This window comes from Mitsuaria chitosanitabida ATCC BAA-476 = NBRC 102408 (assembly GCF_001598255.1).
GTDB lineage: Bacteria > Pseudomonadota > Gammaproteobacteria > Burkholderiales > Burkholderiaceae_C > Roseateles > Roseateles chitosanitabidus.
This window is the reverse complement of sequence record NZ_BCYP01000042.1, coordinates 1-25,757: the sequence shown is the minus strand read 5'-3', so window position 1 is coordinate 25,757 and position 25,757 is coordinate 1. Positions and strand designations below refer to the sequence as shown.

The following is a 25,757-nucleotide window of genomic DNA, read 5'->3' as shown; positions in this document are numbered from 1 at the left end:
ACGGGGGACAGGCTTCGCACTTGTGGAAAGTTGCCTTCCGTGGTGGGGAGCGCGGGCCCTCCGGCGCCCCGCGATGGGGCGTCCCGGAGGGCGCCGGGCCGGTCAGGCGGCCGCGGTCTGCGCCGCGCCCTGGTACCCGCGGGGGATCGCGCCCAGCAGGCGGCGGGTGTACTCCTCCTTGGGGGCGGCCAGCAGCTGGCGGGCGTCGTTCTGCTCGACCACGTCGCCGTGCTGCATCACCAGCACCTCGTCGGAGATGAACTTCACCACCGCCAGGTCGTGGCTGATGAAGATGTAGCTCAGCCCGAACTCGTCCTGCAGGTCCTTGAGCAGGTTCAGCACCTGCGCCTGCACCGACACGTCCAGCGCCGACACCGCCTCGTCCAGCACCAGCACTTCCGGCTTGAGCGTCAGGCAGCGCGCGATGGCGATGCGCTGGCGCTGGCCGCCGGAGAACTCGTGCGGGTACTTGTGCAGCGCGCTCTCGTCCAGCCCGACCTTCTTGAGCAGCGCGCTGGCCGTGGCCAGGCGCTCGTCATGGTCCTTGCCGATGCCGTGGATCTCCATCGGCTCGAGCAGCGTCTGCGCGATGGTGAAGCGCGGGTTCAGCGAGGCATACGGGTTCTGGAACACCACCTGGATGCGGCGGCGCATCTTCTGCCACTCCGGACCGCTCATCTTGAGCAGGTCCTTGCCGTCGAACAGCACTTCGCCGCCGGTGGGCTCGTGCAGGCGCAGCAGCGTCAGGCCCATGGTGGTCTTGCCGGAGCCCGACTCGCCCACCACGCCCAGCGTGTGGCCCTTGCGCAGCTGGAAGTCCACGCCCTTGACGGCCTTGAACTCGGTCTTGCTGAACAGGCCCGACTTGAAGAAGAAGCTCTTCCTGAGCCCCTTGGCCTCCAGGATCACCGGCGCGTCCGGGTCCTTGGCCTTGCCCGTGCCCTGGGCCGAGCGGCCGGCGATGTGGTCGTCGATGACCATCAGACGCGCCGGGTTCTCGTCCAGCGAGGGGCGGCAGGCCAGCAGGGCCTTGGTGTAGGCGTCCTGCGGGTGGTGGAAGATGTCGGCGACCTGCGCCTGCTCGCGGATCTCGCCGTGGCGCATGACCACGACGCGATCGGCGATCTCGCCCACCACGCCCAGGTCGTGCGAGATGAACAGCATGCTCATCTTGTGCGTGTCCTTGAGCTTGGCCAGCAGCTCCATCACCTGACGCTGGATCGTGACGTCGAGCGCGGTGGTGGGCTCGTCGGCGATCAGCAGCTTGGGGTTGCAGGCCAGCGCCACGGCGATCATCACGCGCTGCTGCTGGCCGCCGGACATCTCGTGCGGATAGCTCTTCAGGCGGCGCTTGGGATCGGGGATGCCGACTTCATTGAGCAGCTCCTCGGCGCGCACCAGCGCCTGGCGCCTGGTCATGCCCAGGTGCTTCATCAGCGGCTCCATGATCTGGTCCGCGACCGGGAACACCGGGTTCAGCGAGCTCATCGGATCCTGGAACACGCAGGCGATCTCGCGCCCGCGCACCGACTGCAGCTCCCGCAGCGAGGTCTTCAGCAGGTCACGGCCCTGGAACAGGATCTGGCCGCTGCGCTCGGCGTTGTCGGGCAGCAGGTTGAGGATGGACATGGCCGTCACGCTCTTGCCCGAGCCCGACTCGCCCACCAGCGCCACCGTCCCGTTCTCCGGGATGTCGAAGCTGACGCCTTTGACGGCCAGCTGCCGCTGCATGACGCCGTTCGTCTTGCCCATGCGGAAGGCGACCTTCAGGTCTTGAATGCTCAACAGCATGGCTTACTCCAGACCGCGCAGTTTCGGATCGAGCGCATCGCGCAGCGCATCCGTGAAGAGGGCGAACGCGGTGACGAACACCGCCATGAAGCCGGTCACCGCGGCCAGCTGCCACCAGTAGCCCAGGATCAGCTCGCTCTGGGCCTCGGCCAGCATCGTGCCCCAGGAGACCTGGTCCACGCTCACGCCCAGACCCAGGTAGGACAGGATCACTTCGCTCTTGATGAAGCTCACCACGTGCAGCGAGAGCTGCACGAGCGCCACGTGCGACACGTTGGGCAGGATGTGCTTGAACATGCGCGAGGTCTTGCTCGCGCCGATGGCCTCGGCGCTGCGCACGTACTCGCGCACCGAGTGCTTCATGAACTCGGCGCGCACCAGGCGGTAGATGCCGGTCCAGCCCGCCAGGCCCAGGATCATCACCACCGGCAGCACGCCGCGGCCGAAGACCACCGCGAAGGCGAAGATCAGCAGGATGTTGGGCATCGCCGTGAAGACGTTGTAGACCCACTCCAGGAAGTCGCCGACCTTGCCCCCGTAGAAGCCCGACAGCGCGCCCAGCACGGTGCCGATCACCGTCGCCACCAGCGCGGCCAGCAGGCCGACCATGATGGAGACCTCGGCGCCCTTGATGGCCTTGGCCAGCACGTCGCGGCCCAGCCGGTCGCCGCCGAAGGGCAGCGTCTCGGCGCGCGGCGCCTCGTCGGTCTTGTACTGCTTGGCCTTCTCGGCCCACTCGGCGTACTTGGGCGCCAGCGGGTCGATGTCGCTCAGGTCGACGTTGGGACCCTTGGGCTGGGCGACCGTGCCGGTGGCCTCGGCCGGGGCCGGACCCATGAAGGTCGGCGGCGCGTTGGGCACGCCGGTCTCCTTCTGCCAGTTGCCGGCCACCAGGCCGAAGCCCGCGGCGATCACCAGCAGCAGCGACAGGATCACGACGACCATCGCGCCCATGCCGACCTTGTCGGCGCGCAGACGGCGCCAGGAGGCGGCCCACACGCCCTGCGAGCGCTTGGGCGCGGCGGCCGTCGCCGCTTGATTCGAAAGCACTGCGCTCATTTCAGGACCACCCGCGGATCGACCAGCTTGTAGAGGATGTCGGTGACGAGGTTGACCACCATCGTCAGCGCCGCGATGTAGATCGCGAAGGCCTGGATCACCGGGTAGTCGTTGCGGTTGACCGCCAGCAGGATCTCGCGGCCCAGGCCCGGGATCGAGAAGAAGACCTCCAGCAGGAACGAGCCGACGAACACGCCGGGCAGGGCCACCGAGATGTTGGTCATGATCGGGATCATCGCGTTGCGCAGCACATGCTTGAGCAGGATGACCTTCTCGGTCAGGCCCTTGGCGCGCGCGGTGCGCACGTACTCATGGCCGATCTCGTCCAGGAAGAACGTCCGGTACAGCCGGGTGTAGGGCGACAGCGCGACCGCCACCGCGACGAACACCGGCAGCGGCGCGTAGGTCGTCAGGTTGGTCCACAGCGAGTCGCTCCAGCCCTGCACCGGGAACCAGCCCAGACGGAACGCGAAGACGTACTGCGCCACGATCACGTAGACCAGCAGCGAGATCGACACCGCCACGGTGGTCAGGATCATCACGGCGCGGTCGGTCAGGCTGCCCCGCATGTAGGCCACGGCCAGCGCGAAGGGGATGGCCAGGATCACCTCGAGCACCAGGATCGGCAGCATCACGGTGAGCGTGGCCGGCATGCGCGTGGCGAAGAGGTGCGAGACGGCCTCGTTGGTCGCCCAGCTCTTGCCCCAGTCGAAAGTCACGATCTGCTGCAGGAAGATCAGCAGCTGCTCCCAGATCGGCTTGTTCAGGCCGAGCTGCTCGCGGATGGCTTCGATCTGGTCGGCGCTGGCGTTCATGCCGCCGAGCACCTCGGCGGGGTCGCCGCCAAACCACTTGAAGAGGAAGAACACCAGCAGCACGACGCCCAACAAGGTCGGGACCATCTGCCACAGGCGCCTGATGAGGTATGCCGCCATCGCCGCGGTACTCCGGTCAAGCGTCGCCCGGGCTTCGCTGACGCGAAGTGGGACGACAGAGAAAAGCAAAACCCCGGACGCTCATGACGGCCGGGGCCTGCGGGTTCGAAATCACGCGGGAGTCTACGTGAGCGTCCCCTGGAGCAGCACCGGCATTTGCCCTGAATCCATCGAAGAAAACTGATGATGCACACACGTCGCACCGGGGCTTTGATCCGCAGTGCGCCCCACCGCGTCGACGCGGGTGATGCCCTCGGGTTGCCGGCATGGTCAGCGCGCGCGGCGGCCCCTAGACTGGCGCGCTTTCTCGTTTGGCTTCTCTCCGAGGACAGCATCTTGATCCGACGCGGCACGGCCGGGGCAATCGCCCGGGCGCTCTCTCTTTCCGTCATCTCCGCCGCCATGGCCATGGGCACGGGCATCGCGGGCGCCGCTGATGCGCCGACCCCCGACACGCCGGCCGCCCCCAAGGTGCTGCGCTACGCGATCCGCGCGGCGGAAACCGGCTTCGATCCCGCGCAGGTGACCGACCTGTACTCGCGCAACGTGACCGCCGGCATCTTCGACGCGCCGCTGCGCTACGGCTATCTGGCGCGGCCCTATCGCCTGGAGCCCGCCGTCACCGAGGGGATGCCGGAAGTCAGCGATGACGCGCGCCGCTTCGTCTTCAAGCTGCGTCCGGGGATCTACTTCGCCGACGACGCCGCGTTCAAGGGCAGGAAGCGCGAGCTGGTCGCCGAGGACCTGGTCTACACGATCAAGCGCCACTACGACCCGCGCGTGAAGAGCGGCCACCTGTACCGCTTCGAGGGCGCCAAGATCCTGGGCCTGTCGGAAGTGCGCGCCGAGTCGCTCAAGAACAAGACCGCGTTCGACTACGACCGTCCGGTCGAGGGCCTGCGCGCGCTGGACCGCTACACGGTCGAGATCCGCGTGGCCAACAGCGATCCGCGCTTCCTGCTGCACTTCGCCGATCCGATGGTGGGCATCGTCGCGCGCGAGGTCATCGAGGCCTACGGCGACAAGATCATGGAGCACCCCGTGGGCACCGGCGCCTGGCGCCTGGCCGAATGGCGGCGCTCCTCGCGCATCGTGCTGGAGAAGAACGCCAACTTCCGCGACGAGCGCTATCACGAGCAGCCGCCCGCCACCGCCGTGCCCGAGCTGGCCGAGGCCGCGCGCCGCCTGCAGGGCCGCAAGCTGCCGATGATCGACCGCGTCGAGATCGCGGTGATCGAGGAGAACCAGCCGCGCTGGCTGTCCTTCCTGCGCAAGGAGTTCGACCTGCTGGACGACCTGCCGGCGGAGTTCGCGCCCGTCGGCATGCCGCACAACCACATCGCGCCCAACCTGGCCAAGGACGGCCTGCGCGCCGTGCGCTACGAGCGCGCCGACGTGTCGGTCTCCTTCTTCAACATGGAGGACCCGCTGGTGGGCGGCTACACGCCGGAGAAGATCGCGCTGCGCCGCGCCATCTCGCTGGGCGTGAACCTGGACGAGGAGATCCTGCGGCCGCGCCGCGGCCAGGCCATCCCCGCGCAGGGCATCATCTCGCCCGGCGTGACCGGCTACGACAAGACCTTCAAGTCGGAGATGAGCCAGTTCGACCGCGCCCGCGCGAAGGCGCTGCTGGACCTGTACGGCTACGTCGACAAGGACGGCGACGGCTGGCGCGACCAGCCCGACGGCCAGCCGCTGGTGATCGAGTACTCGACCCAGCCCGACGGCGCCAACCGCCAGCTGGCCGAGCTGTGGCAGAAGAACATGGATGCGCTGAAGGTCCGCATCAAGTTCAAGATTGCCAAGTGGCCGGAGAACCTCAAGTCCGCCAACGCGGGCAAGCTCATGATGTGGGGCATGGGCTGGAGCGCCGACGTCCCCGACGGCGAGAACTTCCTGAGCCTGGGCTATGTCGGCAGCAAGGGCCAGTCCAACAAGGCGCGCTTCGACCTGCCCGAGTACAACGCCCTGTACCGCCAGCAGCACGGCATGCCCGACGGTCCCGAGCGCCTGGCGGTCATCGAGAAGATGCAGCGCCTGCTGATCGCCTACATGCCCTACAAGGTGCACGTGCACCGCATCTTCACCGACATGACCCAGCCCTGGGTCGTCGGCTACGACAAGAACCTGTACCAGCGCGATTTCTATTCGTTCGTCGACATCGACGCCGACGCGATCGCCAAGGCCCATCTGAAGGCCAAGTAAGACGACCATGAGCTCCAAGCCTCGCGCGACCGCCTCCCCCTCCACCTTCCGTCGCGCGTTGCTGGGGGCCGCGCTCGCCGCGGTGCCGGCGCTCTCGGCCTGGGCCGCGGGCGCGTCCGCGCCGCAGGGCTCGACCGCGGCGTCCACGGCGTCGACGGCGCCGTCGGCCACGCAGGCCGCCACCTCGCCCAAGGTGCTGCGCTATGCCTTCCGCGTGGCGGAGACCGGCTTCGATCCGGCCAAGATCAGCGACCTGTACTCGCGCATGATCACGCCCCACATGTTCGAGGGGCTCTACACCTACGACCATCTGGCGCGGCCCGCGCGGATGAAGCCGCTGACCGCCGCCGCGATGCCGGTGGTGTCGGAGGACTACAAGCTGTGGACCGTCAAGCTGCGGCCCGGCATCTACTTCTCGGACGATCCCGCCTTCAAGGGCAAGCGGCGCGAGCTGACCGCCGAGGACTACGTCTACTCGATCAAGCGTTTCGCGGATCCCGCGGTGGCCTCGCCGGCCTGGAGCGAGATCGAGGAGCTCGAGCTCATCGGCCTGAACGAGTACCGCGACCAGGTCCGCAAGAGCGGCAAGCCCTTCGACTACGACAAGCCCATCGCCGGCCTGCGCGCGCTGGACCGCTACACGATCCAGTTCCATGCCCGCGAGACGCGGCCGCGCCTGATGGAGGTCTTCGCGCAGGGCGACCTGTACGGGGCCGTCGCGCGCGAGGTGATGGAGGCCTATCCGGGCGACTCGATGGCGCACCCGGTGGGCACCGGGCCCTTCGTGCTCAAGCAGTGGCGGCGCAGCTCGCTGATGGTGCTGGAGCGCAACCCCGGCTACCGCGAGCGCTTCTACGACCAGGAGGTCGACCCCGCGCCGGACGACGCCGAGGGCCAGGCGCTCAAGCAGCGCTTCAAGGGCCGCCGCATTCCGATGATCGACCGCGTCGAGGTCGGCATCATCCAGGAGAACCAGCCGCGCTGGCTGTCCTTCCTCAGCGGCGAGTACGACCTGATCGAGCGCACGCCCGAGGACTTCATCAGCCAGGCCATGCCCAACGGCAAGATCGCGCCCAACCTCGAGAAGCGGGGCATGCACGCCTACCGGACCGTGGCCTCGGACGTGATGTTCACCGTGTTCAACATGGAGGATCCGGTGATCGGCGGCTACTCGGTGGAGAAGATCGCGCTGCGCCGCGCGATCTCGCTGGCCATCGACGTGGAGCGCGAGCTGCGCCTGGTGCGCCGCGGCCAGGCGATGCCGGCGCAGTCGCTCTACATGCCGGGGACGACGGGCTTCGATCCGAAGTTCAAGAGCGAGATGAGCACCTACGATCCGGGCCGCGCCAAGGCGCTGCTGGACCTGTACGGCTATGTCGACAAGGACGGCGACGGCTGGCGTGAGCAGCCCGACGGCCAGCCGCTGGTGCTGGAGAGCCTGACCACGCCCGACCTGTTCCAGCGCCAGATCGACGAGATCGTGCAGAAGAACCTGGCCGCCATCGGCGTGCGCCTGGTCTTCAAGCCGGCGCAGTGGCCGGAGAACCTCAAGGCGCTGCGCGCCGGCAAGTACCAGATCTGGTCGCTGGCGACCTCGGCCTCCAAGCCCGACAGCCAGGACTCGCTGGCCCGCATGTACAGCGGCCAGATCGGCGCGCAGAACTACGCGCGCTTCCGGCTGGCGGCGCTCGACAAGCTCTACGAGCAGGCCTCGCACCTGCCCGACGGCCCGGAGCGCCAGCATCTCTTCGACGAGTCCTCGCGCTATGCCGCGGCCTACATGCCCTACAAGTACCGCGGGCACCGCTTCATCACCGACATCGCGCAACCGCAGCTGATCGGCTACCGCCGCACGGTGTTCTGGCAGAACTGGTGGGAGTACGTGGACATCGATCCCGCGCTGGCCAAGACCGCGCACTGAGCGCCGCGGCGCCCCGGGGCGCTCCCGAACCGACAGGACGCGCTCGACCTTCCGTCACGAGCCGCACAGGGATTGATCCGATGAGCACACGCCGTTCCCTCCTCGTCGCCGCGCTGACCCTGATGGGCGCGGGAGCCGCCCTGTCGCCGGCGCGCGCGGCCCCGGCCGAGGCCGCCGTCGCCGTCGCCACCGCGACGCCCGCGCCGGGGGCGTCGACGCCCGGCCCGGCGCAGCCGCCCAAGGTCCTGCGCTACGCCTTCCTGGTCGCGGAGACCGGCTTCGATCCGGCGCAGCTGAGCGACCTGTACTCGCGCATCGTCACGGCCCACATCTTCGAGTCGCTCTACAACTACGACTACCTGGCGCGGCCCTTCAAGCTCAAGCCCAACACGGCCGCGGCCATGCCCGAGGTGTCGGAGGACTTCCGCACCTGGACCATCCGCCTCAAGCCCGGCATCTACTTCGCCGACGATCCGGCCTTCAAGGGCCGGCGGCGCGAGCTGGTCGCCGAGGACTACGTCTACGCGCTCAAGCGCTTCTACGACCCGGCGGTGAAGAGCCCGCTGTACTCCAGCTTCCGCCAGGAGGGCATCCTCGGCCTGCAGGGGCTGCGCGACGACGCGCTCAAGCGCAAGCGGCCCTTCGACTACGACAAGCCCATCGAGGGCGTGCGCGCGCTGGACCGCTACACGCTGCAGTTCAAGCTGGAGGAGGCGCGGCCGCGCTTCCTCTACAACCTCGCCAGCGGCGACACCTACGGCGCGGTGGCGCGCGAGGTGGTCGAGCACTATGGCGACCGGATCATGGCGCACCCGGTCGGCACGGGGCCCTTCCTGCTGGACAAGTGGCGGCGCAGCTCGCTGATCCGGCTGGTGCGCAATCCCGGTTATCGGGAGGTCCGTTACGAGGCGCAGCCCAACGCGGACGACGCCGAGGGTCAGGCCTTGCTCGCGCGCTTCCAGGGGCGGCGGCTGCCGATGGTGGACGCGGTCGAGATCAGCATCATCGAGGAGGGCCAGCCGCGCTGGCTGTCCTTCCTGAACCGGGAGTTCGACCTGATGTTCGGACTGCCCGAGGAGTACGCGGAGCTCGTGGTGCCGCACGGGCACCTGGCGCCCAACCTCGAGAAGCAGGGGCTGCGGCTGGTGCGCTCGCTGGCCAGCGACCGCACCATGTACTACTTCAACATGGAGGATCCGATCGTCGGGGGCTACACGCCGGAGAAGGTCGCGCTGCGCCGCGCGATCGGCCTGGCGACGGACATCCCGACCGAGATCGCATCCACCCGCAAGCACCAGGCGATCCCGGCGCAGTCGGTGGTGTCGCCGATGGCCTGGGGCTACGACGAGCAGTTCAAGAGCGAGAACGGCGACTTCGACCTGCCCCGCGCCAAGGCGTTGCTGGACACCTACGGCTACGTGGACAAGGACGGCGACGGCTGGCGCGACCTGCCGGACGGCAAGCCGCTGGTGCTGGAGATCGCGTCCACGCCCGATTCGCGTTCCAAGCCCTACGACGAGCTGTGGAAGCGCGACATGGACAAGCTGGGCATCCGGATCCGCATCCGCACCGCGCAGTGGCCGGAGAACCTGAAGGCGGCGCGGGCGGGGCAGCTGATGATCTGGCAGCTGGGTTTCAACAACACGACCCCGGACGCGCAGATCGGGCTGGAGCTGATGTACGGCCCGGCGTCCGGCGGACAGAACCTGGGGCGCTTCAAGCTGGAGCGTTACGACGAGATCTATCGCCGCATGCTGGTGATGCCGGACGGCCCGGAGCGCGAGGCCCAGCTGCGCGAGGCGCAGAAGCTGCTGACCGCCTACATGCCGCAGAAGTTCCGGGTGCACCGCATCCTGAACGACCTGTCGCAGCCCTGGCTCATCGGCTTCCGCCGGCCTTACTTCAACCAGATCTTCTGGCCCTACGTGGACATCGACACCACCCGGCAGCCGGCGCGCTGAGCGCGGCACCTCCTGCCGCGTCCCTGACGCATCGGTCGCCGCCGCAGCCTTTGCCGCTGCAGCCGTCGCCGACGCAGACGCAGACGCAGTAGACGCGGGAGATGCGGAAGATGCCGCGGATGCAGCCTTGCGAGCTCGCCGCCATCCACTCCCTCGCCCCCGGGAGGGGGAGAGGGCTGGGGTGAGGGGGCGTTCCCGCTCGGTCGCCTGAGTGACGGCGACCGACGGCGACAAGCGCTATCGTCATCGCTCCTCGACAAGGAGCCTCGCATGACCCCGACGCCGCAGATCGACCACTACCTGCGCTTCCTGCGCGACGAGCGCGGTCTGACCTTCGAGGATTTCCCCTCGCTGTGGAGCTGGTCGGTGACGGAGCTCGACGCCTTCTGGCGCAGCATCTGGGACCACTTCGACGTGCGCTCCGAGACGCCTTTCGACGCCGCGCTCTGCGAGGAGCGCATGCCCGGCGCGGTGTGGTTCCGCGGCGCGACGCTGAACGTGGCCTCGCAGGCCCTGCGGCATGTCGACGCCGCCCATGCGGCCGGGCATCCGGCCATCGTGCACGCCGACGAGACGATGCTCGCGCGCGGCTCGCTCGGCGAGATGTCCTGGCCGGAGCTGCGGCGCCAGGTCGGCGCCCTCGCCGCCTCCCTGCACGACCTGGGCGTGCGCCGCGGCGACCGCGTCGTCGCCTACCTCCCCAACGTCCCCGCGACCGCGGTGGCCTTCCTCGCGGTGGCGAGCCTGGGGGCCGTGTGGTCGGTCTGCTCGCCCGACATGGGTCCGGTGGCCGTGCTCGACCGCTTCCGCCAGATCGAACCCAAGGTGCTGATCGCCGCCGACGGCGTGCGCTACGCCGGCCAGACCATCGATCGCATGGGCCTGCTCACGCAGATGCTCGACGAGCTCCCGACCGTCCACGACGTCGTGCTGCTCGGCAACCTCGACCCCTCCGCCGATCCCGCGCCCTTGTCGAGCACCTCCCGCCGCGCCCATCGCTGGTCCGACCTCATCGCCCATCCGGCGCCCCGCGCGCCCGAGGCCGTGCCCTTCGACCACCCGCTGTGGATCGTCTACTCCAGCGGCACGACTGGCCTGCCCAAGCCCATCGTCCACGGCCATGGCGGCGTGATGATGGAGATGCTCAAGGGCGGCATCCACAACAACGTCGGCGCGACGGTGGACACGGGGGACCGCTTCCACTGGTACAGCTCGACGGGCTGGATCATGTGGAACTGCCAGGTCGGCGCGCTGATGGGCGGCACGACGATCTGCCTCTTCGACGGCAGTCCCGCCGGTCCCAAGGACGCCCCGGACTGGAGCACGTTGTGGCGATTCGTGGCGCTCTCCGGCGCGACCTTCTTCGGTGCCGGCGCGGCCTTCTACGCGAGCTGCCTGAAGGCCGGTGTCGAGCCCCTGAAGCACGGCGACCTGAGCCGTCTGCGCGCGATCGGCAGCACGGGCAGTCCGCTCGCCGACGAGAGCTACGACTGGATCTGGGCGAACTGCCCGAAGCCCGACGGGAAGCCGATCTGGATCTGCATCATCAGCGGCGGCACCGACTTCGCGGGGGCCTTCTTGACCGGGCTGATCACCGAGCCGCTGGTGCGCGGGCAGATGCAGGTGCGCAGCCTGGGCGCGGCGGTGCATGCCTTCTCCGAGGCTGATGAACACGGCCACGGCCGTCCGCTGGTGGACGAGGTCGGGGAGCTGGTCTGCACGCGACCGATGCCGTCGATGCCGCTGTACTTCTGGGGCGACAAGGACAACGAGCGCTACCTGTCGAGCTACTTCGACATGTATCGCGGCCCGCACGGGGAAGGCATCTGGCGCCATGGCGACTGGCTGAGGATCACGCCCACGGGCGGCGGCATCATCTACGGCCGATCGGACGCGACGATCAACCGCCACGGCATCCGCATGGGCACGGCGGAGCTGTATCGCGCGGTGGAGACGCATCCCGAGGTGCTGGACAGCCTGGTCGTCGACCTGGAGTACCTGGGCCGTCCCAGTTGCCTGCTGCTGTTCGTGCACCTGCGCGAGGGCGTGGCGATGGACGACGCGCTGCAACGGCGCTTGCGGGAGTCGATCAAGAAGGCCTTGTCCGCGCGCCACGTGCCCGACGAGATCCATCAGGTCGAGGCGATCCCGCGCACGCTCTCGGGCAAGAAGATGGAGCTGCCGATCAAGAAGCTGCTGCTCGGCGCCGCCGCCGAGCAGGTCATGAAGCGCGATGCGATGGCGAATGCGGACGCGGTGGCCTGGTATCAGCGCTTCGCCGAGGGGCGGAGCTAGGCGAACTGCGGGGAGCTCGCGGAGAGGCCGTGTGGTCGCATTCGCGTATGACCAGAGTCGCCGCCCGCAACTGCTTGTCGACCAGATCGGTCGATATCGGTTTGTCCCACTGATAGTCCGCTGTCGCTCTTCGTGTCCGCTGCGCACGCAGCAACTTTCCCAGCGTCCTGGAGCGCGCTGCCTCGATGCGACTGCAAGCTCGGTGAGGATGTTCCAGCCGCGCGATGAGCGCCGAATGGACGCTTGGCAATCCTCCGTCCACGCCTGGGGCGGGAAGCAGCCGCTCCCAGGTCAGGCAGCAGTGATAGGCCGCGTAATACGCGCGGCTGATGGCTGACCGCTGAGCGGTCTCGTCGGGGCGCTGCCCGAGCTCCCGGGCGAGCCGAAGCCAGTCGTGAGATTGGTGGAACATGAACCCTCCGGCGCGAATGCCTGCAAGCCGCTCAGCGCGGGCCGCCGTCCAGAAAGCGCAGGAAGAAGCGCTCTCGATTGAGCTGGTGCTTTGTGAGGAGGTCGTCGAACCGGTTGTCCCAGATGGTCACATGGTCGTAGTCCAGACAGGTGTGGACGTCGTAGCGGATCCAGAAGTCATCGTCCATCTCGAACGTGCACAGCCATGGAGCACCCTGCAGACGGATGTGATGAAGACGGGTGAAGTCCCCCGCCAGCTTCAGCAACTTCAACGCGTGCTCGGCTGAAAGCCCGCTGCGCCGCAGCACCCTTCTCATCGCCTCAGCACAAGCCTGCCAATCGGCCATCTCGCACCTGGCGACAAGGTCCGCATCGGCGGCGTCGCCAAATGCCAGATGTGGATGCTGGAGGTTGAGGAGCAGTTCCTCAAAGGACGCCGCATCCAGCGGCTCGTGCTGACGGTCGGCGACATTCATCCCAGTCCGTCCCGCCCGGTGCGGATCGATCTCTGCATGCATGGTGTGTTCCTTGTTGACCGGACCCCACGGCCCGACCCGCAGAGTCTCGGCAACGAACGGCCGTCTGTATCTCCTCCGAAATGCGGTCTTGATGGGGGTGCTGATTCAGGGAGGTCAGTCCCCCTGCAGAGACTGATCAAGGTCATTGCGGCTGCAGCGACGGCGGCCCGCCGAATCGTCTCGTCACATCCGTCACCACCCTCGCCACATCCAGCGTTACATGACGCTCCCGCGTCGGTTTGACGACGCGCCCCGGCTTCCGGCGACCTTCCCCCTCAGATGAAGGTAGGTCCCCACCCTTGACACCGAGCGTTCACCGGAGTGTCACCCCGTCCTCCGACGATCCGCCGCGTTCCACGTTCACCCGCTCAGGCAAGACCTGACCCCGCGCGTGAACGCCCCTCCCGCAGATCCTCTGGAGACTCCCATGCGCAAGCTCATCGCTCGCCCCGCCCGCCTGGCCCGTCTGGCCGGCGCCGTCCTGTTCCCGCTCACGCTGGCCCTGGCCGCGCCCTTCGCTTCCGCCACCGTCGTCACCTTCGACGACCTGAAGGACGACGGCACGCTGCCCGCGAACTACGCCGGCCTGGACTGGTCCGCCAGCTCCTGGTTCCAGTTCGCCGGCGAGCAGTCGCCCTACACCGCCCACTCCGGCGACCGTCGCGCCACCCTGGGCTTCGACGGCTCCAGCGCCACCAGCGCCATCGGCTTCCTGAGCCCCAGCACCTTCCAGGGCGCCTGGTTCGCCGGCTTCCAGGGCGTGAACGTCGCTGTCGACATGTACTTCGCGGGCAGCCTGGTCGCCTCGACCCTGACCCTGGGCCTGAGCGACACGCCCACCTTCCTGAACAGCGGCTACGCCGGCCTGGTCGACCGCATCGTCTTCCGCAGCAGCGATCCGGCCTTCTTCGTCATGGACGACCTGACCTTCAGCGCCGCCGTGCCCGAGCCGGCCTCCGGCGCGCTCGCCCTGGGCGGCCTGGCCTTCGCCGCGCTGATCGTGCGCCGCCGCAAGGCCGGCGCCTCCGCTTCCACCGCCATCGCCGCCTGAGGAGAACCGCCATGACGCAGCAGCATCCGCCCCGCCGCCAGTTCCTCCGCGCCGTCGCCACGGCCGCCGGCGCCACCGCCGCCCTGACCACCTTCCCGCCGGCCATCGCCCGCGCGCTGTCCATCAAGGCCGCCGTGCGCACCGGCACCATCCAGGACGTCGAGCACATCGTCATCCTGACCCAGGAGAACCGCTCCTTCGACCACTACTTCGGCACGATGAACGGCGTGCGCGGCTTCGGCGATCCGTTCCCGGCGCCGGTGGCCGACTCGACCAACGTCAAGTCCCGCAACGTCTGGGTCCAGCCCACGGTCAACAACGCCGCGCCCGGCGCGATCGCGCCCTTCCACCTGAACACCGCGCAGAACTTCGCCTTCATGCGCGTGACGGGCACGCCGCACTCGTGGACCGACGCCCAGGCCGCCTGGGATCACGGCCGCATGAACAACTGGCCCAAGGCCAAGCAGAACCATTCGATGGGCCACTTCAAGGAGCAGGACCTGCCCTTCCAGTTCGCCCTGGCCAACGCGTTCACGCTCTGCGACGCCTACCACTGCGCCACGCAGACCGGCACCAACACCAACCGCCTGTTCATCTGGACCGGCACCAACGATCCGCTGCGCAAGGGCAACGGCCCGTCGACCGACAACAGCCACGATTCCTTCAACGCGAATCCGGCCACCGACTACACCTGGACCACCTATCCGGAGCGCCTGCAGGCCGCCGGCATCAGCTGGCAGGTCTACGAGAACATGGGCGACAACTTCACCGACAACCCGCTGGCCGGGTTCAAGGTGTTCCGCGACGCCTGGTACGGCCGCGCCGGCTTCTCGCAGGCGCTGAAGGACCGCGGCGTCTCGACGCGCGACCTGGACCTGCTGCGCGACGACGTGCTCAACAACCGCCTGCCGGCCGTGTCCTGGATCGTCGCCACCGCCGAGGGCTCCGAGCATCCCGGACCGTCCAGCCCGGCGCAGGGCGCGGACTACACCTCGAAGGTGCTGGACGCGCTGACGTCCAACCCGGACGTGTGGAGCAAGACCGTCCTGTTCATCAACTTCGACGAGAACGACGGCTTCTTCGACCACATGCCGCCGCCGGCCGCGCCGTCCTACGTGAGCTGGAACGCCGACCCGGCGCAGGCCGTGATGGCCGGCGCCTCGACGGTGGACTTCACCGGCGAGCACTGCGAGATCCTCAACGGCGCCTCGGCCACCTACCTGCACCGCCCCTACGGTATGGGCCCGCGCGTGCCGATGTACGTCGTCTCGCCGTGGAGCAAGGGCGGCTGGGTGAACTCGCAGGTCGCGGACCACACCTCGGTGCTGCGTTTCATCGAGGCCCGCTTCGGCATCATGGAACCGAACATCAGCGCCTGGCGCCGCGCGGTCGCGGGCGACCTGACCTCGTGCTTCAACTTCGCCGACCCCGAGGACAGCGAGTTCTTCTCCAAGCTGCCCGCCACGGTGGCCCTGGCCAACAAGGCGCGCGCGCTGCCCGGCACGACCACGCCGACCGCGCCGACCACGCTGCAGCTGCCGTCGCAGAACACGGGCGTGCGCCCGGCCCGCGCGCTGCCCTACGACCTGCAGGCGACGGCCGCGCTGGCCGCCGGCGCCGGTCCCAACGCGACCGCGGTGGCGCTGAGCTTCCAGAACACCGGTGCGGCCGCGGCGGTGTTCCACGTCTATGACCGCCTGCGCCTGGGCGACATCCCGCGCCGCTACACGGTCGAGGCCGGCAAGTCCATCACCGGCAGCTTCGCGCCGACGGCCACCGGCGCCTACGACCTGTGGGTGCTGGGCCCCAACGGCTTCCACCGCCACTTCGCCGGCAACGCGCGACGCGTCGCGGCGGCCGGCCAGCCCAACCCGGACGTGATCGTCAAGGCCAGCCCGGCCACCGGCGAGCTGCTGCTGACCCTGGTCAACACCGGCCCGGTGGCGGCGAGCTTCAGCGTCGCGCACAACAAGTACCAGAGCACCGCGCCGACGGTGGTGAGCGTCCCGGCGCGCAGCCGCAGCGAGCTGCGTCTGTCGATCGCTGCCAGCGCCTTCTGGTACGACGTGTCGGTGCGGGTGACCGGCCAGACCGACTTCCTGCGCCGCTTCGCCGGCCACGTGGAGACCGGCGCGCCGTCCATCAGCGATCCGGCGATGGAAGGCCTGGCGGTGGCGGACCAGTTCCGCGTGCAAGGCTGAGCGGCGGGCTGAGCGCCCGCTGACGCCCGATCCGTCGAGGATCGGCCCCGGCCGACGGCGGCCCGCGCGCGAGCGATCGCGCGGGGCCGCCGTCGGCGTTGTCGTACGCCCAGCGAAGGCCGGGATCGCCGCTTGCCTGATGCGGACCTCCCCATGAACACCCGGAGGTCCTCATGCCGGTCCTGCGCATTCGATCCGCTTCCTCCCTGGCCGCGGCGGCCGCGTTGTCCTGCGCCTTGGGCGCGCCTGCGTTCGCGCAGGTCGGCGGCGTGCCGCACGACGCCAGCGGCTTCACCGAGTACGTCGCCTCGCTGCTGCGCCAGCAGCTCGGCGGCGAGACCGTGGCCGTGCGCGAGCCGCTGGTGCTGGGCATCGCGGCCCAGCGCACGAAGCTGGACAAGCTCTATGCGGGCTGCGAGTCCAACCGCGGCAACTGCGCCGACGACGTCAACGTCTTCGTGAAGACGACGGCGGAGCAATTCCGCGCGTCCACCATTCCGGCCACGCGCGAGTCCCTGCGGCTGGCGGTGCGCACGGCCGCGTCGGTGCAGCAGGCGCAGCGCGACAACCGCGGCGACGCGACCACCTACCGGCCGCGGCCCTTCGTCGGACCGCTGGTGACGGTGCCCGTCTTCGACACCACGCGCGCCACGCGGCTGATCAGCGAGAAGGACTACAAGACGCTGAACCTGTCGGTGGACCAGGCCCGCGAGGAGGCGCGCAAGAACACCTACAACGCGCTGCCGCAGGTGCTGCAGACGGCCAAGCCCGCGCCGTCCGGCGAGGTGGGCCGCATCGACGGCACGGTGCCGCAACCCAGCCGGCTCATCTTCATCGACGACTGGAAGCCGCTGGCCGACGCGCAGCACGGCGTGCTGATCGTGGCGGCGCCGGACAACGGCACGGTGCTCTACATCGGCGAGGACTCGCCGACGGCGATCGACGCGCTGCGCGCCCAGGTGCGCGAGGTGATGGGCAAGTCGCCCAATCCGCTGTCGGACGTGCTGCTGCGCTGGTCGTCGTCGGGATGGCAGGTCGTCCCGTGAGGCGGTGCCGACGAAGCGCACCGACGGGACCAGGCGCCGGGGCGCGGGGCTTCCTCAAGCGCCGCGCAAGCCGCGCAGCGCGAGCCGGCGGCCCAGCCCGCGGGCCGCGGCCTGGATCAGCAGCAGCGCGATCAGCGACGCGTACAGCCATCCCATCGACGTCGCCACGCGCGTCGGCCAGTTGACCGTCAGCGCGCTGTGCTGCCCGCCGTCGCTGAGCGCGCTGATCACCGGCACGCTGGCGAGCAGCATCGCGCCGATGGTGAGCAGGGGCCCGGACGCGCGGGACAGCCAGCTCATCAGCAGCGGCAGCCCCACGGTGCAGAGCAGCGGGACGGCCGCGATGGACGGCGGGGCGGAGGCGAACGGGCGGGACGGATCGTCCGCTCGCGTGGGGTCGTAGAAGCCCAGCCGCAGGACCAGCTCGCCGCTGATCAGCCACGCGCCGAGCACGCCCATCACACGAACGTCGATGGCCAGCCAGGTCGACGCGAGGTAGCAGAACATGAGCGCCAGCGTGGTGCTGGCCTGCGACTCCGTCGGCAGCGCCAGCAGCAGCCCGGCCACCAGTGCCAGGCTGGCCGCCAGCGGCATGCCGGGCGTGAGCGGCGTGCCGTGGCCGATCCAGCCGGACGCGGCGATCAGCGCGACGCCAGCCCAGGGCCAGAACGCCGTCCAGCCGGGCGGCCGCCAGGCGCCGAGGGCGGTCGCCCCCAGCCAGGTCCGCAGGCGCTCGAGCACGCCCAGACCGATCAGGTAGAGCCACAGCGTCATCAGCAGGCCGAAGCCGCCGCTGAACACGAGCTTGCCGGTGGTGGCCATGTCCACGTCGTGAAGTCGCATCAGCCCGAACATCGCCAGGCCCAGCAACAGCAGGTAGGCGGTGGGAGCGAAGAGTCGCAGCGGTGCGCGCGCGGCGGCGAGGTCCGACTTCGCGGCGCCCAGGCCATTGAGCACGCGCCAGCCGGCGAGGTGGATGTCGCGGTCGAGCGAGCGGCCCATCAGCAGCGCGATCAGCACCGCCAGTCGCTGGTCGCCGGCGCGCGGCGAACCCGCCAGCAGCGCGGTGCCCGCGGTCGGCCCGAAGCGGCGGATCAGCGCGGGGTCGCTCACCGGGGGCGGAAGCACGCTGAGCAGCGCGCGCAGGGCGGCCCCGCGCTCGCGGCCGAGCAGGCGCTCGACGCGGAAATCGTTCTCCCAGTCGAAGGTCTGACGCAGCAGCTGGACCAGCACGATGGGGAACTCGGCGTTGGTGTCCAGCAGCAGGTGGGCGAAGCACACCGAGGCCCGCGACTGCGCGGTCAGCGGCATCGCGGCGAGCGCCTCGCGCAGCGCCGGCATCGCGGTGCGCAGGCCGGCCTGGCCGTCACGACGCAACTGGAACAGCCAATGGCAGAGCTCCTCCGGCGTCCGCCAATCGGAGAGGGCCTCGGCGTCCGGATCGCGCGCCGGTTCGGCATCGGGCTCGCCGATCGGCGTGGCCATCGGCGCATCCGCCCGCGGCGGTGGCGTGTCGACCTCCTTGCGCAGGTCCGGCATGCCAACGAAGGGGAGATCCCGCGCATCGATGCGCGAGCCGCTGCCGTGGTCCGCGCCGCGCTGCTCGCACGGCGCCGGGCCTTCGCCGATTGCCGTCTCGGCTCGATCGGCGCCGGGCTGGTCCGTGGCCGGCGCGAGCTCGACGCGCTGGGCGCTCGCCTGGATCCGGCGAGCGTGCAGTTGCAAGCGGTCGTAGGCCTCTCGCAGTTCCTGATAGGCCTGGGCGTCGTCGTCGGGCCTCGTGACTCGCAGCGTCCTCGCGTAGGCGCGCTTGATCTCGGTGAGGTCGACGCTGGGCTCGGCCAGGCCGATGCGGGCGCAGTCCTCGCGCCAGGCCGCCGTCGACGGATCGTGATCCTCGAGGTCCGCGCTCATGCCGCGTCTCCGTCGTGCGCGTGATCGGGCGCCCGCGCCACCACCCGCTGGCCCCAGCGCCAACCGACGCGCTGCGCCGCGAGGAGCAGCGCCATGCCGATCAGCGGCACCGGTGTCGCCAGTCCCAGCGGCAGCGCGTTGTCGTGCAGGACGACGAGCGCCGCGCCGGCGATCATGAAACCGCCGATGACCAGCCGCAATCCGCAGCGCACCGCCAGCCAGCCCAGCAGCATCGGCAAGCCGACCGTGCACAGCGGGACCAGCGCCAGCGGACCGCCGCGCGGCCAGGTCGGATGGGCGCGGGTGACGGGCTCGTCGTCGGGCCGGTAAAGGCCCTGACGCAGCGCGGTCATGCCGGCGGTGGTCCAGGCGAGGACGCCACCGATCCACAGCGGCGAGGGCGTCGGCAGCAGCGGGATCAACACGGCCACCGACAGCATCAGCGCCGAGACAAACATCGCCAGCTGCGAGATCGACAGCACCAGTCCGAGGAGGCCGAGGATCACGACCCAGTCGGGCGCGTCGCCCTTGTCCATGCCCGGTTGCGTCGCGAGCACGCCCGCGGCGATCAGCGTGGCCGTGCCCAGCCAGGGCGCGATGCGCTGCCACCTCGGCCCGTCCAGCCGCTTGAGGGGCGAGATCCCGCAGAGGCCCCAAACGAAGCCCAGTCCCATCTGCAGGAGCCAGCAGCCGGCCGGGAAGGCGACGGCGGTCAGGGCGATCAGCCAGGTGCCGTTCAGTGCGCGGTCCGTCTCGACCCCACCCAGCAGCATCAGCACCAGCACCAGCAGCGTCATCAGTGCCAGGTGGACGGCGATCGCCAGACGCGCCGTGTCGCGCATCAGCCGGTCACCGACCGCGTCGATGCCCAGTCGCCGCAGCAGCGGATCGCCCGCGCGGCCCAGCTGTACGAGCAGCGTGTGCCCCATCAACAGCACGGCCAGGCCCGCGCGCCAGCGCGACAGCGACTGCCGGGACATGCGCAGACGCTGCAGGCGGCTCAGCACACCGTACTCGCGCAGCAGCGCGGGGTCCGTGACGGGTTCCCGGGCGAGCCGCTCTTGCAGCAGATGCATCCGGTACGAGCCCAGCAGCCGTTCGGCCCGGAAGTCGCCGACCCATCCGAACTGTTGCACCAGCAACTGGACCAGCGCCGGAGATGCCACCGGCCGGACGCGGATCAGCAGATCGGCGAAGCGCACCGAGGCCTCGGGCATGCTCGACAGCGGTAGCCGCTGCAACGCCAGGCGCAACGGCGGCAACAACGCGACCTGGGCCTGCTCGCCGGCGAGCACCTGCGCCTCGACCCAGGCGACGAGTGCCTCGGGCGAGTAGCGAGGCGCGTCGTCGGTCGCGTCGTCCTCGTGGTGCGCGCGGGGCACGTCGGCGGCGGACGCCGCGGGGGCCTCGGAAGCTCGACAAGCCCAGGATGTTGCCGGCGCCTCAGGCGCCGGGGTCGACACGCGCCTGGTGTCTGGCATTTCGACCGCGACCTCGGTCGCGACTTCGACCTCGACGTCTGCTCCCGCCGCCGCGGTAGCGACCGCGGCCTGGCGCGCCTGCTCGCCGCGGGCATGGGCCACCACGCGGTCATAGGCCTCGCGCAGGGCCTGATAGGCCTGGGCGTCGTCATCGGGCCGCGTGACGCGCAGCGTCTTCGCGTAGGCGCGCTTGATCGCCGCCAGGTCCGTGCTGGGTGCGGCCAGGCCGACGCGCGCGCAGTCGGCGCGCCAGTCGTCCATCCAGTCGTCGGTGCCGTCGTCGTCCATCGCCGTGCTCCGCGCCCCGATCAGAAGCGGAAGCCGCCGTCGACGCTGTCCAGCGCCTCGCGCATCTGCACGCGGGCCTGGCGGATCGCGCGGCCGTCCTGGGTATCCAGCACCTGCTCGAACTGCGACAGCCAGTGCTGGATCGCCTCGCGCTCCGCGCCCAAGCGATCCTCGTAGAGCCGTTTGGCGCGCTCGATGAGGTAGCGGTTCTCCTCCTCGTCGCGCGGATGGCGCTTGAGCATGCGCAGCCGCGCGAGGGCCTGCTCGATCTGCGCCTCGCTCATCTCGGTGGCCGTGTTGCGGATCAGCGTGCTGGCGGTGCGCCCCCGCTGCACGTCCCGCACGTCCACCTCCAGCAGACCGTTGGCGTCGTAGGTGAAGCGCACCTCGACCTCGGCCTGGCCTGCGGGCAGCGGCGGCAACTCGATCTCGAGCTTGCCCAGGTGCAGGTTGTCGCTGCCCACCGGGGACTCGCCCTGGCGGATGTCCAGCTCGACATGGGACTGGTTGTCGCTGACCGTCACGTAGCGGTTCATGCGCGAGACCGGCACCGGCGTGTTGCGCTCGATGATGGGACTGAAGCGGTCGCCCACGCGCTGCTGGCCGATCTGCTGCGAGCTGATCACGCCCAGCGAGAAGGGCATCACGTCCGTCAGGACGACTTCCTCCAGCGCCGCGTCGCGGGCCTTCAGGCCGGCCTGCACGGCCGCGCCTTGCGCGATGGCCTGGTCGGGATCGATGGTGCGCAGCGGCAGGCGCTGGAACAGCCGCGTGATCAGCTGCCGGATCATGGGCATGCGCGTCGCGCCGCCCACCAGCACGACCTCGTCCAGCGCCGTCGGCGAGAGCTGCGCGTCCTGCAGCGCGCGCTCGATCGGGCGGCGCAGACGCTGCAGCAGCTCGGCGGTGGCGGTCTCGAGATCGGCGCGGGTGAGTTCCAGTTCCAGCCGGCGGCCGTCCAGCATCAGGCCCATCACCGTCTGATCGCGCTCGCTGAGGTCACGCTTGGCCTGCTCGGCGGCGCGCCACCACAGGGTGGGGTCCTGGAGCAGGCGCTCGCGCTCGGCCGGGGAGAGGCCGGTGCAGCGCTCCAGGAAGAGCTTGCCCGCGGCGTGCGCGAAGTCCTCGCCGCCCAGGCGCGTGTCGCCGGCGCTGGCGCGCACCTCGACGACGCCGTCGAAGTACTCGAGCACCGACACGTCGAAGGTGCCCCCGCCGAGGTCGAAGACCAGGAAGGTGCTGTTGTCGGGCCGGTCCTGCAGGCCGTAGGCCAGGCCGGCGGCGGTGGGCTCGTTGAGCAGGCGCTCGACCTTGAGCCCGGCCAGCTCGCCCGCGGTGCGGGTCGCGCGGCGCTGCGCCTCGTTGAAGTAGGCGGGGACGGTGATGACCGCCTCGGTGACCGGCTCGCCCAGGAAGGCCTCGGCGTCCGCCTTCAGCCACTGCAGGACCAGCGCGGAGAGCTCCTCCGCGCGGAACTTGCGGTCGCCCAGGGTCACCGTGCGATCCGATCCCATCCAGCGCTTGAAGGCCTGCGCGCTGCGGCCCGGATCGGTGGCGGCCCGCTCCCGGGCGGCCAGGCCGACGATCAGCTTGCCGGTCTCGTCGAGCGCCACGGCCGACGGGGTGGAGAAGTCGCCCAGCGCATTGGGGATCAGCTGCGGGCGGCCGTCGCGGAAGACGGCGATGAGGCTGTTGGTCGTGCCGAGGTCGATGCCGACGATCATGGGCTGCGGAGGGTCAGGTCGTGAGGGGCGCGCCGGGCGTGGCGCCGGGCGCGGAAAAGGGCCGGGCGAGGATAGCAGCGGCACCCCGGTCGGGCACTCGGTCACACCCGCATGGGGTGGTGTGCCGCTGCCGAGAACCATTTATCCCTGAACTGACTTTCGCTCGCAGCAGCTGCAGATCAACCACTTGGCGGATTCGTGCTCATTCATCTTTGAACCCCGTACCCGTTCATCTCTGAACTTTTACGGGTTTTGCTGCTTCATCTCTGAACATTTATGCCTGGCCACCGATGCGATGAAGCACGCCAGGTGGTTCGCGGTGGGTCTGAGCAGGCCTCGGCTTGGTCGAGTGTGCTCCGGCACGCTACAGCGGAACGTCACGCGTACAGACCCGCGCTGGCTGGCGCCAAGAGCCTAGCTCGTGCCCACGATCGCGCTGGACATCGCTGGCCAGCAACTGCAGCCAAACCTCGGCACCTGGTCCAGCTGCTCCAAGTCGAGCATCCGAGTTGCTGACACGCGGCCGGTGCAAGGGGCCGGCAGCGCGGGGTGGGCGGCTGTGGCCTCGGCGCGCACGCTCACTTGCGCGGCTTCGACCTGCTGTGACGGATCACCACACCGGGTTGCTCAGTACGAAGTCCGCGCTCGAACTCCTCCGCGCGGATTGTTCGGTCCGACACCGGAAGGCCGAATGCCTTCAGCACCGAAAGCGGTAATCGAACCGCGTCATGGGCCAACGCGCTTGGCGGGTTCGAGTGCGTCAAAGACATAGAGGCCTCAGACGGGCCCTCCTGCGCGGGTCTGCCCGACGCAGACTACTTGGGAGGCTGTGGCTTGATGCCCAGCGCTACAGCGATACGGTGGCCATTGCCCCGCATGGCCTGGACGTAGCCGCCCAGCACTTGGTAGACAGCGTTCGGTTGAAAACCATTCGCCAGCGCCCAATCGGCGACCACCACCCCGCGCGCTTCAAAGTCAGCTCTAACCGCCCTACACCGCGATTGCCAGTCTGCCCCTTGCGACCCCGTTGCGTCGACGGTCGGGGCGAGAGCGTTCTTTGAAGAACCAGCGCCACCGCCCGGCGCCGCATCCAAGATCTGCTTTTGCAAAAAAACAGGCAACTCGTAGCTTGGCGATTGCGCAGCGTCATCTGCCCTTTGCGCCCCCGTTGCTTCGACGCTCGGGACGAGAGAGTTCTTTGAAGAACCAGCGCCACTGCCCGGCGCCGCATCCAAGATCTGCGTTCGCAACTCCACAGGCAGCTCGTAGCTTCGCGATTGCGGAGCGTCACCTGCCCCTTGCGCCCCCGTTGCGTCGACGCCCGGGACGAGCGCGCGCTTTGAAGAACCAGCGCCACTGCCCGGCGCCGAATCCAAGATCTGTTTTCGCAACTCAGCAGGCAACTTGTAGCCTCGCGATTGCACAGCGTCAGGGGCGCTTCTCTCGACCTTCAAATCGGCTTCGGAGAGACCGTACTCAGCCATCAATAGACGCGCCGACGCGAGAAGTCGGCGGACCTCTTCCAACGCAGTCTCCCGCTTGCTCAGCTGACCAGATGAAGCCCTGTGAGGACCGGAAGGGGAAGTTCGGCTAGCTGACATACCTCCATTGTCGCGTAGCCAAGGCCCGCCAGAGGCATGGCTCTCGCAGGCCTAGCAATGTTGGTCGCCCTCCCCCACTCCGCCGACCGAAGGCGGCTGGAGGGACCGGCAGGCGCCCACCGGGGCCGCCCCAAGGTTCCGAGCTAAGCTTGGTCGAGGGCGCTCCGGCCGCTTCAGCGGCCCTCCAGGGGTACGGATCTGCACTGCTGGGCGAAGGGCCCAACTCGTGCCTGCGATCGCGCTGGACGTCGCAGGCCAGCACCTGCAAGCCTGCCTCGGCGAGAGCCTCGTCCAGCTGCGCCAGGTCGAGCAGAGGCGCCGGCACCGTGCCAGCGTCGATGAGCTGGAGCACGCTAGGCGGCGCGGTGGATCTGGCCAGGCCACGCCCTGGTCAGGACCAACTCTGCCCAGCGCACCTCTTGCAGCGAAAGTTCGCCGCAGGCCGAGTGGCGCCATGCAACTCCGAAGCGCTTCTGCTGGCGCCCAACGCAGAAGCCTCGTCATGGTTCGCGAACAGCCCTCCACGCGGCTTCACGAAGCGCCACAAGGCTATCGCCGTCGCGTCTTCCGGGAACCATTCATCTCTGAACAGGCGACCGCTCCCAGAAGCTGCAGATCAACCACTTGGCGGATTCGTACTCATTGATCTTTGAACCCGGCAACCGTTCATCTCTGAACTTTTATGCCAGGCCACCGATGCGATGAAGCACGCCAGGTGGTTCGCGGTGGGTCTGAGCAGGCCTCGGCTTGGTCGAGTGTGCTCCGGCCGCTTCAGCGGCCCTCCAGGCGTACGGATCTGCACTGGCTGGGCAAAGGGCCCTGCTCGTGCCCGCGATCGCGCTGGACCTCGCTGGCCAGCAGCTGCAAGCCTACCTCGGCGCCAGCCTGGTCCAACTGCGCCAGGTCGAGCACCGGCACCGTGCCGGCGTCGATGAGCTGGAGCACGCTAGGCGTCGCGCGGTGGATCTGGCCTAGTAAGGACCAACTCTGTCCAGCGCACCTCTTGCAGCAAAAGTTCGCCGCAGGCCGAGTGGCGCCGTGCAGATCCGAAGCGCTTCTGCTGGCGCCCGACGCAGATCTGGCGCGCCCCTGCCGCAGCATTTCTGTCTGACCGCCACCACCCGTGATAGCGGCGCAATCGCCGCTGGGGCGGTCGCCCAAAAGTTCAAAGATGAACGAACGAAGTTCAGAGATGAACGGATTTCGAAATCTGGGGTCCCTGTTTGTGCCCGTTCTGCGCCGCAGGCGCCCTCCCCCAGAAAGCAGCAGAAATAGGGGTCTCGGGGCGGAGCCCTGAGTGTTGTCGAGAACCATTCATCTCTGAACTAGGCTCTGACCCAGATCAATGACTTGCC

At 69.2% G+C, this 25,757-nt stretch carries 16 protein-coding genes; 7 read left to right on the top strand and 9 right to left on the bottom strand.

Annotation, left to right across the window (positions count from 1 at the left end; all coding sequences use genetic code 11):
- Positions 1–102: 102 nt before the first annotated feature.
- From MCHT01_RS24455 to MCHT01_RS24445, 3 genes are read right to left on the bottom strand one after another with little or no spacing between them, the layout of a single operon-like run.
- Positions 103–1,791 (bottom strand): ABC transporter ATP-binding protein, encoded by a 1,689-nt coding sequence (locus MCHT01_RS24455; RefSeq protein WP_067070101.1) that lies wholly within the window; start codon positions 1,789–1,791, stop codon positions 103–105.
- A gap of 3 nt (positions 1,792–1,794) precedes the next feature.
- The gene (locus MCHT01_RS24450) at positions 1,795–2,850 is read right to left on the bottom strand and encodes an ABC transporter permease (RefSeq protein ID WP_067070098.1); all 1,056 of its coding nucleotides are present in this window, start codon (positions 2,848–2,850) and stop codon (positions 1,795–1,797) included.
- Positions 2,847–3,785, bottom strand: coding sequence for an ABC transporter permease (locus MCHT01_RS24445; protein ID WP_067070095.1), 939 nt, complete (start codon positions 3,783–3,785; stop codon positions 2,847–2,849). The genes MCHT01_RS24450 and MCHT01_RS24445 overlap by 4 nt, the downstream gene beginning before the upstream one ends.
- A gap of 402 nt (positions 3,786–4,187) precedes the next feature.
- Between MCHT01_RS24445 and MCHT01_RS24440 the strand changes: the two genes are divergently transcribed.
- The 4 genes from MCHT01_RS24440 to MCHT01_RS24425 all read left to right on the top strand — a co-directional run bounded on the left by MCHT01_RS24440 (position 4,188) and on the right by MCHT01_RS24425 (position 12,167).
- Positions 4,188–5,990 (top strand): ABC transporter substrate-binding protein, encoded by a 1,803-nt coding sequence (locus MCHT01_RS24440; protein ID WP_067070093.1) that lies wholly within the window; start codon positions 4,188–4,190, stop codon positions 5,988–5,990.
- 7 nt (positions 5,991–5,997) lie between these two features.
- A complete protein-coding gene (locus MCHT01_RS24435) occupies positions 5,998–7,911 on the top strand; it encodes an ABC transporter substrate-binding protein (protein WP_067070090.1) in 1,914 nt (637 codons plus the stop codon).
- An 80-nt stretch (positions 7,912–7,991) separates the two neighbouring features.
- Complete coding sequence (locus MCHT01_RS24430) at positions 7,992–9,872, top strand: ABC transporter substrate-binding protein (RefSeq protein ID WP_245643641.1); 1,881 nt, start codon at positions 7,992–7,994, stop codon at positions 9,870–9,872.
- Positions 9,873–10,142: 270 nt separating this feature from the next.
- Positions 10,143–12,167 (top strand): acetoacetate--CoA ligase, encoded by a 2,025-nt coding sequence (locus tag MCHT01_RS24425; RefSeq protein ID WP_067070087.1) that lies wholly within the window; start codon positions 10,143–10,145, stop codon positions 12,165–12,167.
- Positions 12,168–12,610: 443 nt separating this feature from the next.
- Here the strand turns inward: MCHT01_RS24425 and MCHT01_RS24420 are convergent, their stop codons facing one another.
- Positions 12,611–13,096, bottom strand: a complete 486-nt coding sequence (locus MCHT01_RS24420; RefSeq protein WP_148661705.1) for a hypothetical protein — start codon at positions 13,094–13,096, stop codon at positions 12,611–12,613.
- A 427-nt stretch (positions 13,097–13,523) separates the two neighbouring features.
- Here MCHT01_RS24420 and MCHT01_RS27205 point away from each other — a divergent pair, with 427 nt between their 5' ends.
- The 3 genes from MCHT01_RS27205 (at position 13,524) to MCHT01_RS24405 (ending at position 17,394) form a co-directional block, all read left to right on the top strand.
- A complete protein-coding gene (locus MCHT01_RS27205) occupies positions 13,524–14,147 on the top strand; it encodes a PEP-CTERM sorting domain-containing protein (RefSeq protein WP_067070082.1) in 624 nt (207 codons plus the stop codon).
- Positions 14,148–14,158: 11 nt separating this feature from the next.
- Positions 14,159–16,348, top strand: a complete 2,190-nt coding sequence (locus MCHT01_RS24410; RefSeq protein ID WP_067070079.1) for a phosphocholine-specific phospholipase C — start codon at positions 14,159–14,161, stop codon at positions 16,346–16,348.
- Between the two features lie 173 nt (positions 16,349–16,521).
- Positions 16,522–17,394, top strand: a complete 873-nt coding sequence (locus MCHT01_RS24405) for a hypothetical protein (protein ID WP_067070076.1) — start codon at positions 16,522–16,524, stop codon at positions 17,392–17,394.
- Between the two features lie 54 nt (positions 17,395–17,448).
- Here MCHT01_RS24405 and MCHT01_RS24400 read toward each other — a convergent pair whose 3' ends face one another.
- The 5 genes from MCHT01_RS24400 to MCHT01_RS26950 form a co-directional block, all read right to left on the bottom strand.
- Complete coding sequence (locus MCHT01_RS24400) at positions 17,449–19,308, bottom strand: hypothetical protein (protein WP_067070073.1); 1,860 nt, start codon at positions 19,306–19,308, stop codon at positions 17,449–17,451.
- On the bottom strand, positions 19,305–21,077 hold the full coding sequence (locus MCHT01_RS24395) for a hypothetical protein (protein WP_067070069.1): 1,773 nt from the start codon (positions 21,075–21,077) through the stop codon (positions 19,305–19,307). The genes MCHT01_RS24400 and MCHT01_RS24395 overlap by 4 nt, the downstream gene beginning before the upstream one ends.
- A 20-nt stretch (positions 21,078–21,097) precedes the next feature.
- Positions 21,098–22,801, bottom strand: a complete 1,704-nt coding sequence (locus tag MCHT01_RS24390) for an Hsp70 family protein (protein WP_067070066.1) — start codon at positions 22,799–22,801, stop codon at positions 21,098–21,100.
- A gap of 815 nt (positions 22,802–23,616) precedes the next feature.
- Positions 23,617–24,327 carry a helix-turn-helix domain-containing protein gene (locus MCHT01_RS25880; RefSeq protein ID WP_245643639.1) on the bottom strand — a complete coding sequence of 237 codons (711 nt, stop codon included), beginning with the start codon at positions 24,325–24,327 and terminating at the stop codon, positions 23,617–23,619.
- 846 nt (positions 24,328–25,173) lie between these two features.
- Positions 25,174–25,347, bottom strand: a complete 174-nt coding sequence (locus MCHT01_RS26950; protein WP_169806204.1) for a hypothetical protein — start codon at positions 25,345–25,347, stop codon at positions 25,174–25,176.
- Positions 25,348–25,757 lie beyond the last annotated feature (410 nt).

Bases quoted from the DNA above. Each gene is read 5' to 3' on its own strand.
- MCHT01_RS24420 (WP_148661705.1), bottom strand. From the start codon at position 13,096: ATGCATGCAGAGATCGATCCGCACCGGGCGGGACGGACTGGGATGAAT.
- MCHT01_RS24445 (WP_067070095.1), bottom strand. From the start codon at position 3,785: ATGGCGGCATACCTCATCAGGCGCCTGTGGCAGATGGTCCCGACCTTG.
- MCHT01_RS24425 (WP_067070087.1), top strand. From the start codon at position 10,143: ATGACCCCGACGCCGCAGATCGACCACTACCTGCGCTTCCTGCGCGAC.
- MCHT01_RS24400 (WP_067070073.1), bottom strand. From the start codon at position 19,308: ATGAGCGCGGACCTCGAGGATCACGATCCGTCGACGGCGGCCTGGCGC.
- MCHT01_RS24440 (WP_067070093.1), top strand. From the start codon at position 4,188: ATGGCCATGGGCACGGGCATCGCGGGCGCCGCTGATGCGCCGACCCCC.
- MCHT01_RS27205 (WP_067070082.1), top strand. From the start codon at position 13,524: ATGCGCAAGCTCATCGCTCGCCCCGCCCGCCTGGCCCGTCTGGCCGGC.
- MCHT01_RS24430 (WP_245643641.1), top strand. From the start codon at position 7,992: ATGAGCACACGCCGTTCCCTCCTCGTCGCCGCGCTGACCCTGATGGGC.
- MCHT01_RS24435 (WP_067070090.1), top strand. From the start codon at position 5,998: ATGAGCTCCAAGCCTCGCGCGACCGCCTCCCCCTCCACCTTCCGTCGC.
- MCHT01_RS24450 (WP_067070098.1), bottom strand. From the start codon at position 2,850: ATGAGCGCAGTGCTTTCGAATCAAGCGGCGACGGCCGCCGCGCCCAAG.
- MCHT01_RS24390 (WP_067070066.1), bottom strand. From the start codon at position 22,801: ATGATCGTCGGCATCGACCTCGGCACGACCAACAGCCTCATCGCCGTC.
- MCHT01_RS24395 (WP_067070069.1), bottom strand. From the start codon at position 21,077: ATGGACGACGACGGCACCGACGACTGGATGGACGACTGGCGCGCCGAC.
- MCHT01_RS24410 (WP_067070079.1), top strand. From the start codon at position 14,159: ATGACGCAGCAGCATCCGCCCCGCCGCCAGTTCCTCCGCGCCGTCGCC.
- MCHT01_RS24405 (WP_067070076.1), top strand. From the start codon at position 16,522: ATGCCGGTCCTGCGCATTCGATCCGCTTCCTCCCTGGCCGCGGCGGCC.
- MCHT01_RS24455 (WP_067070101.1), bottom strand. From the start codon at position 1,791: ATGCTGTTGAGCATTCAAGACCTGAAGGTCGCCTTCCGCATGGGCAAG.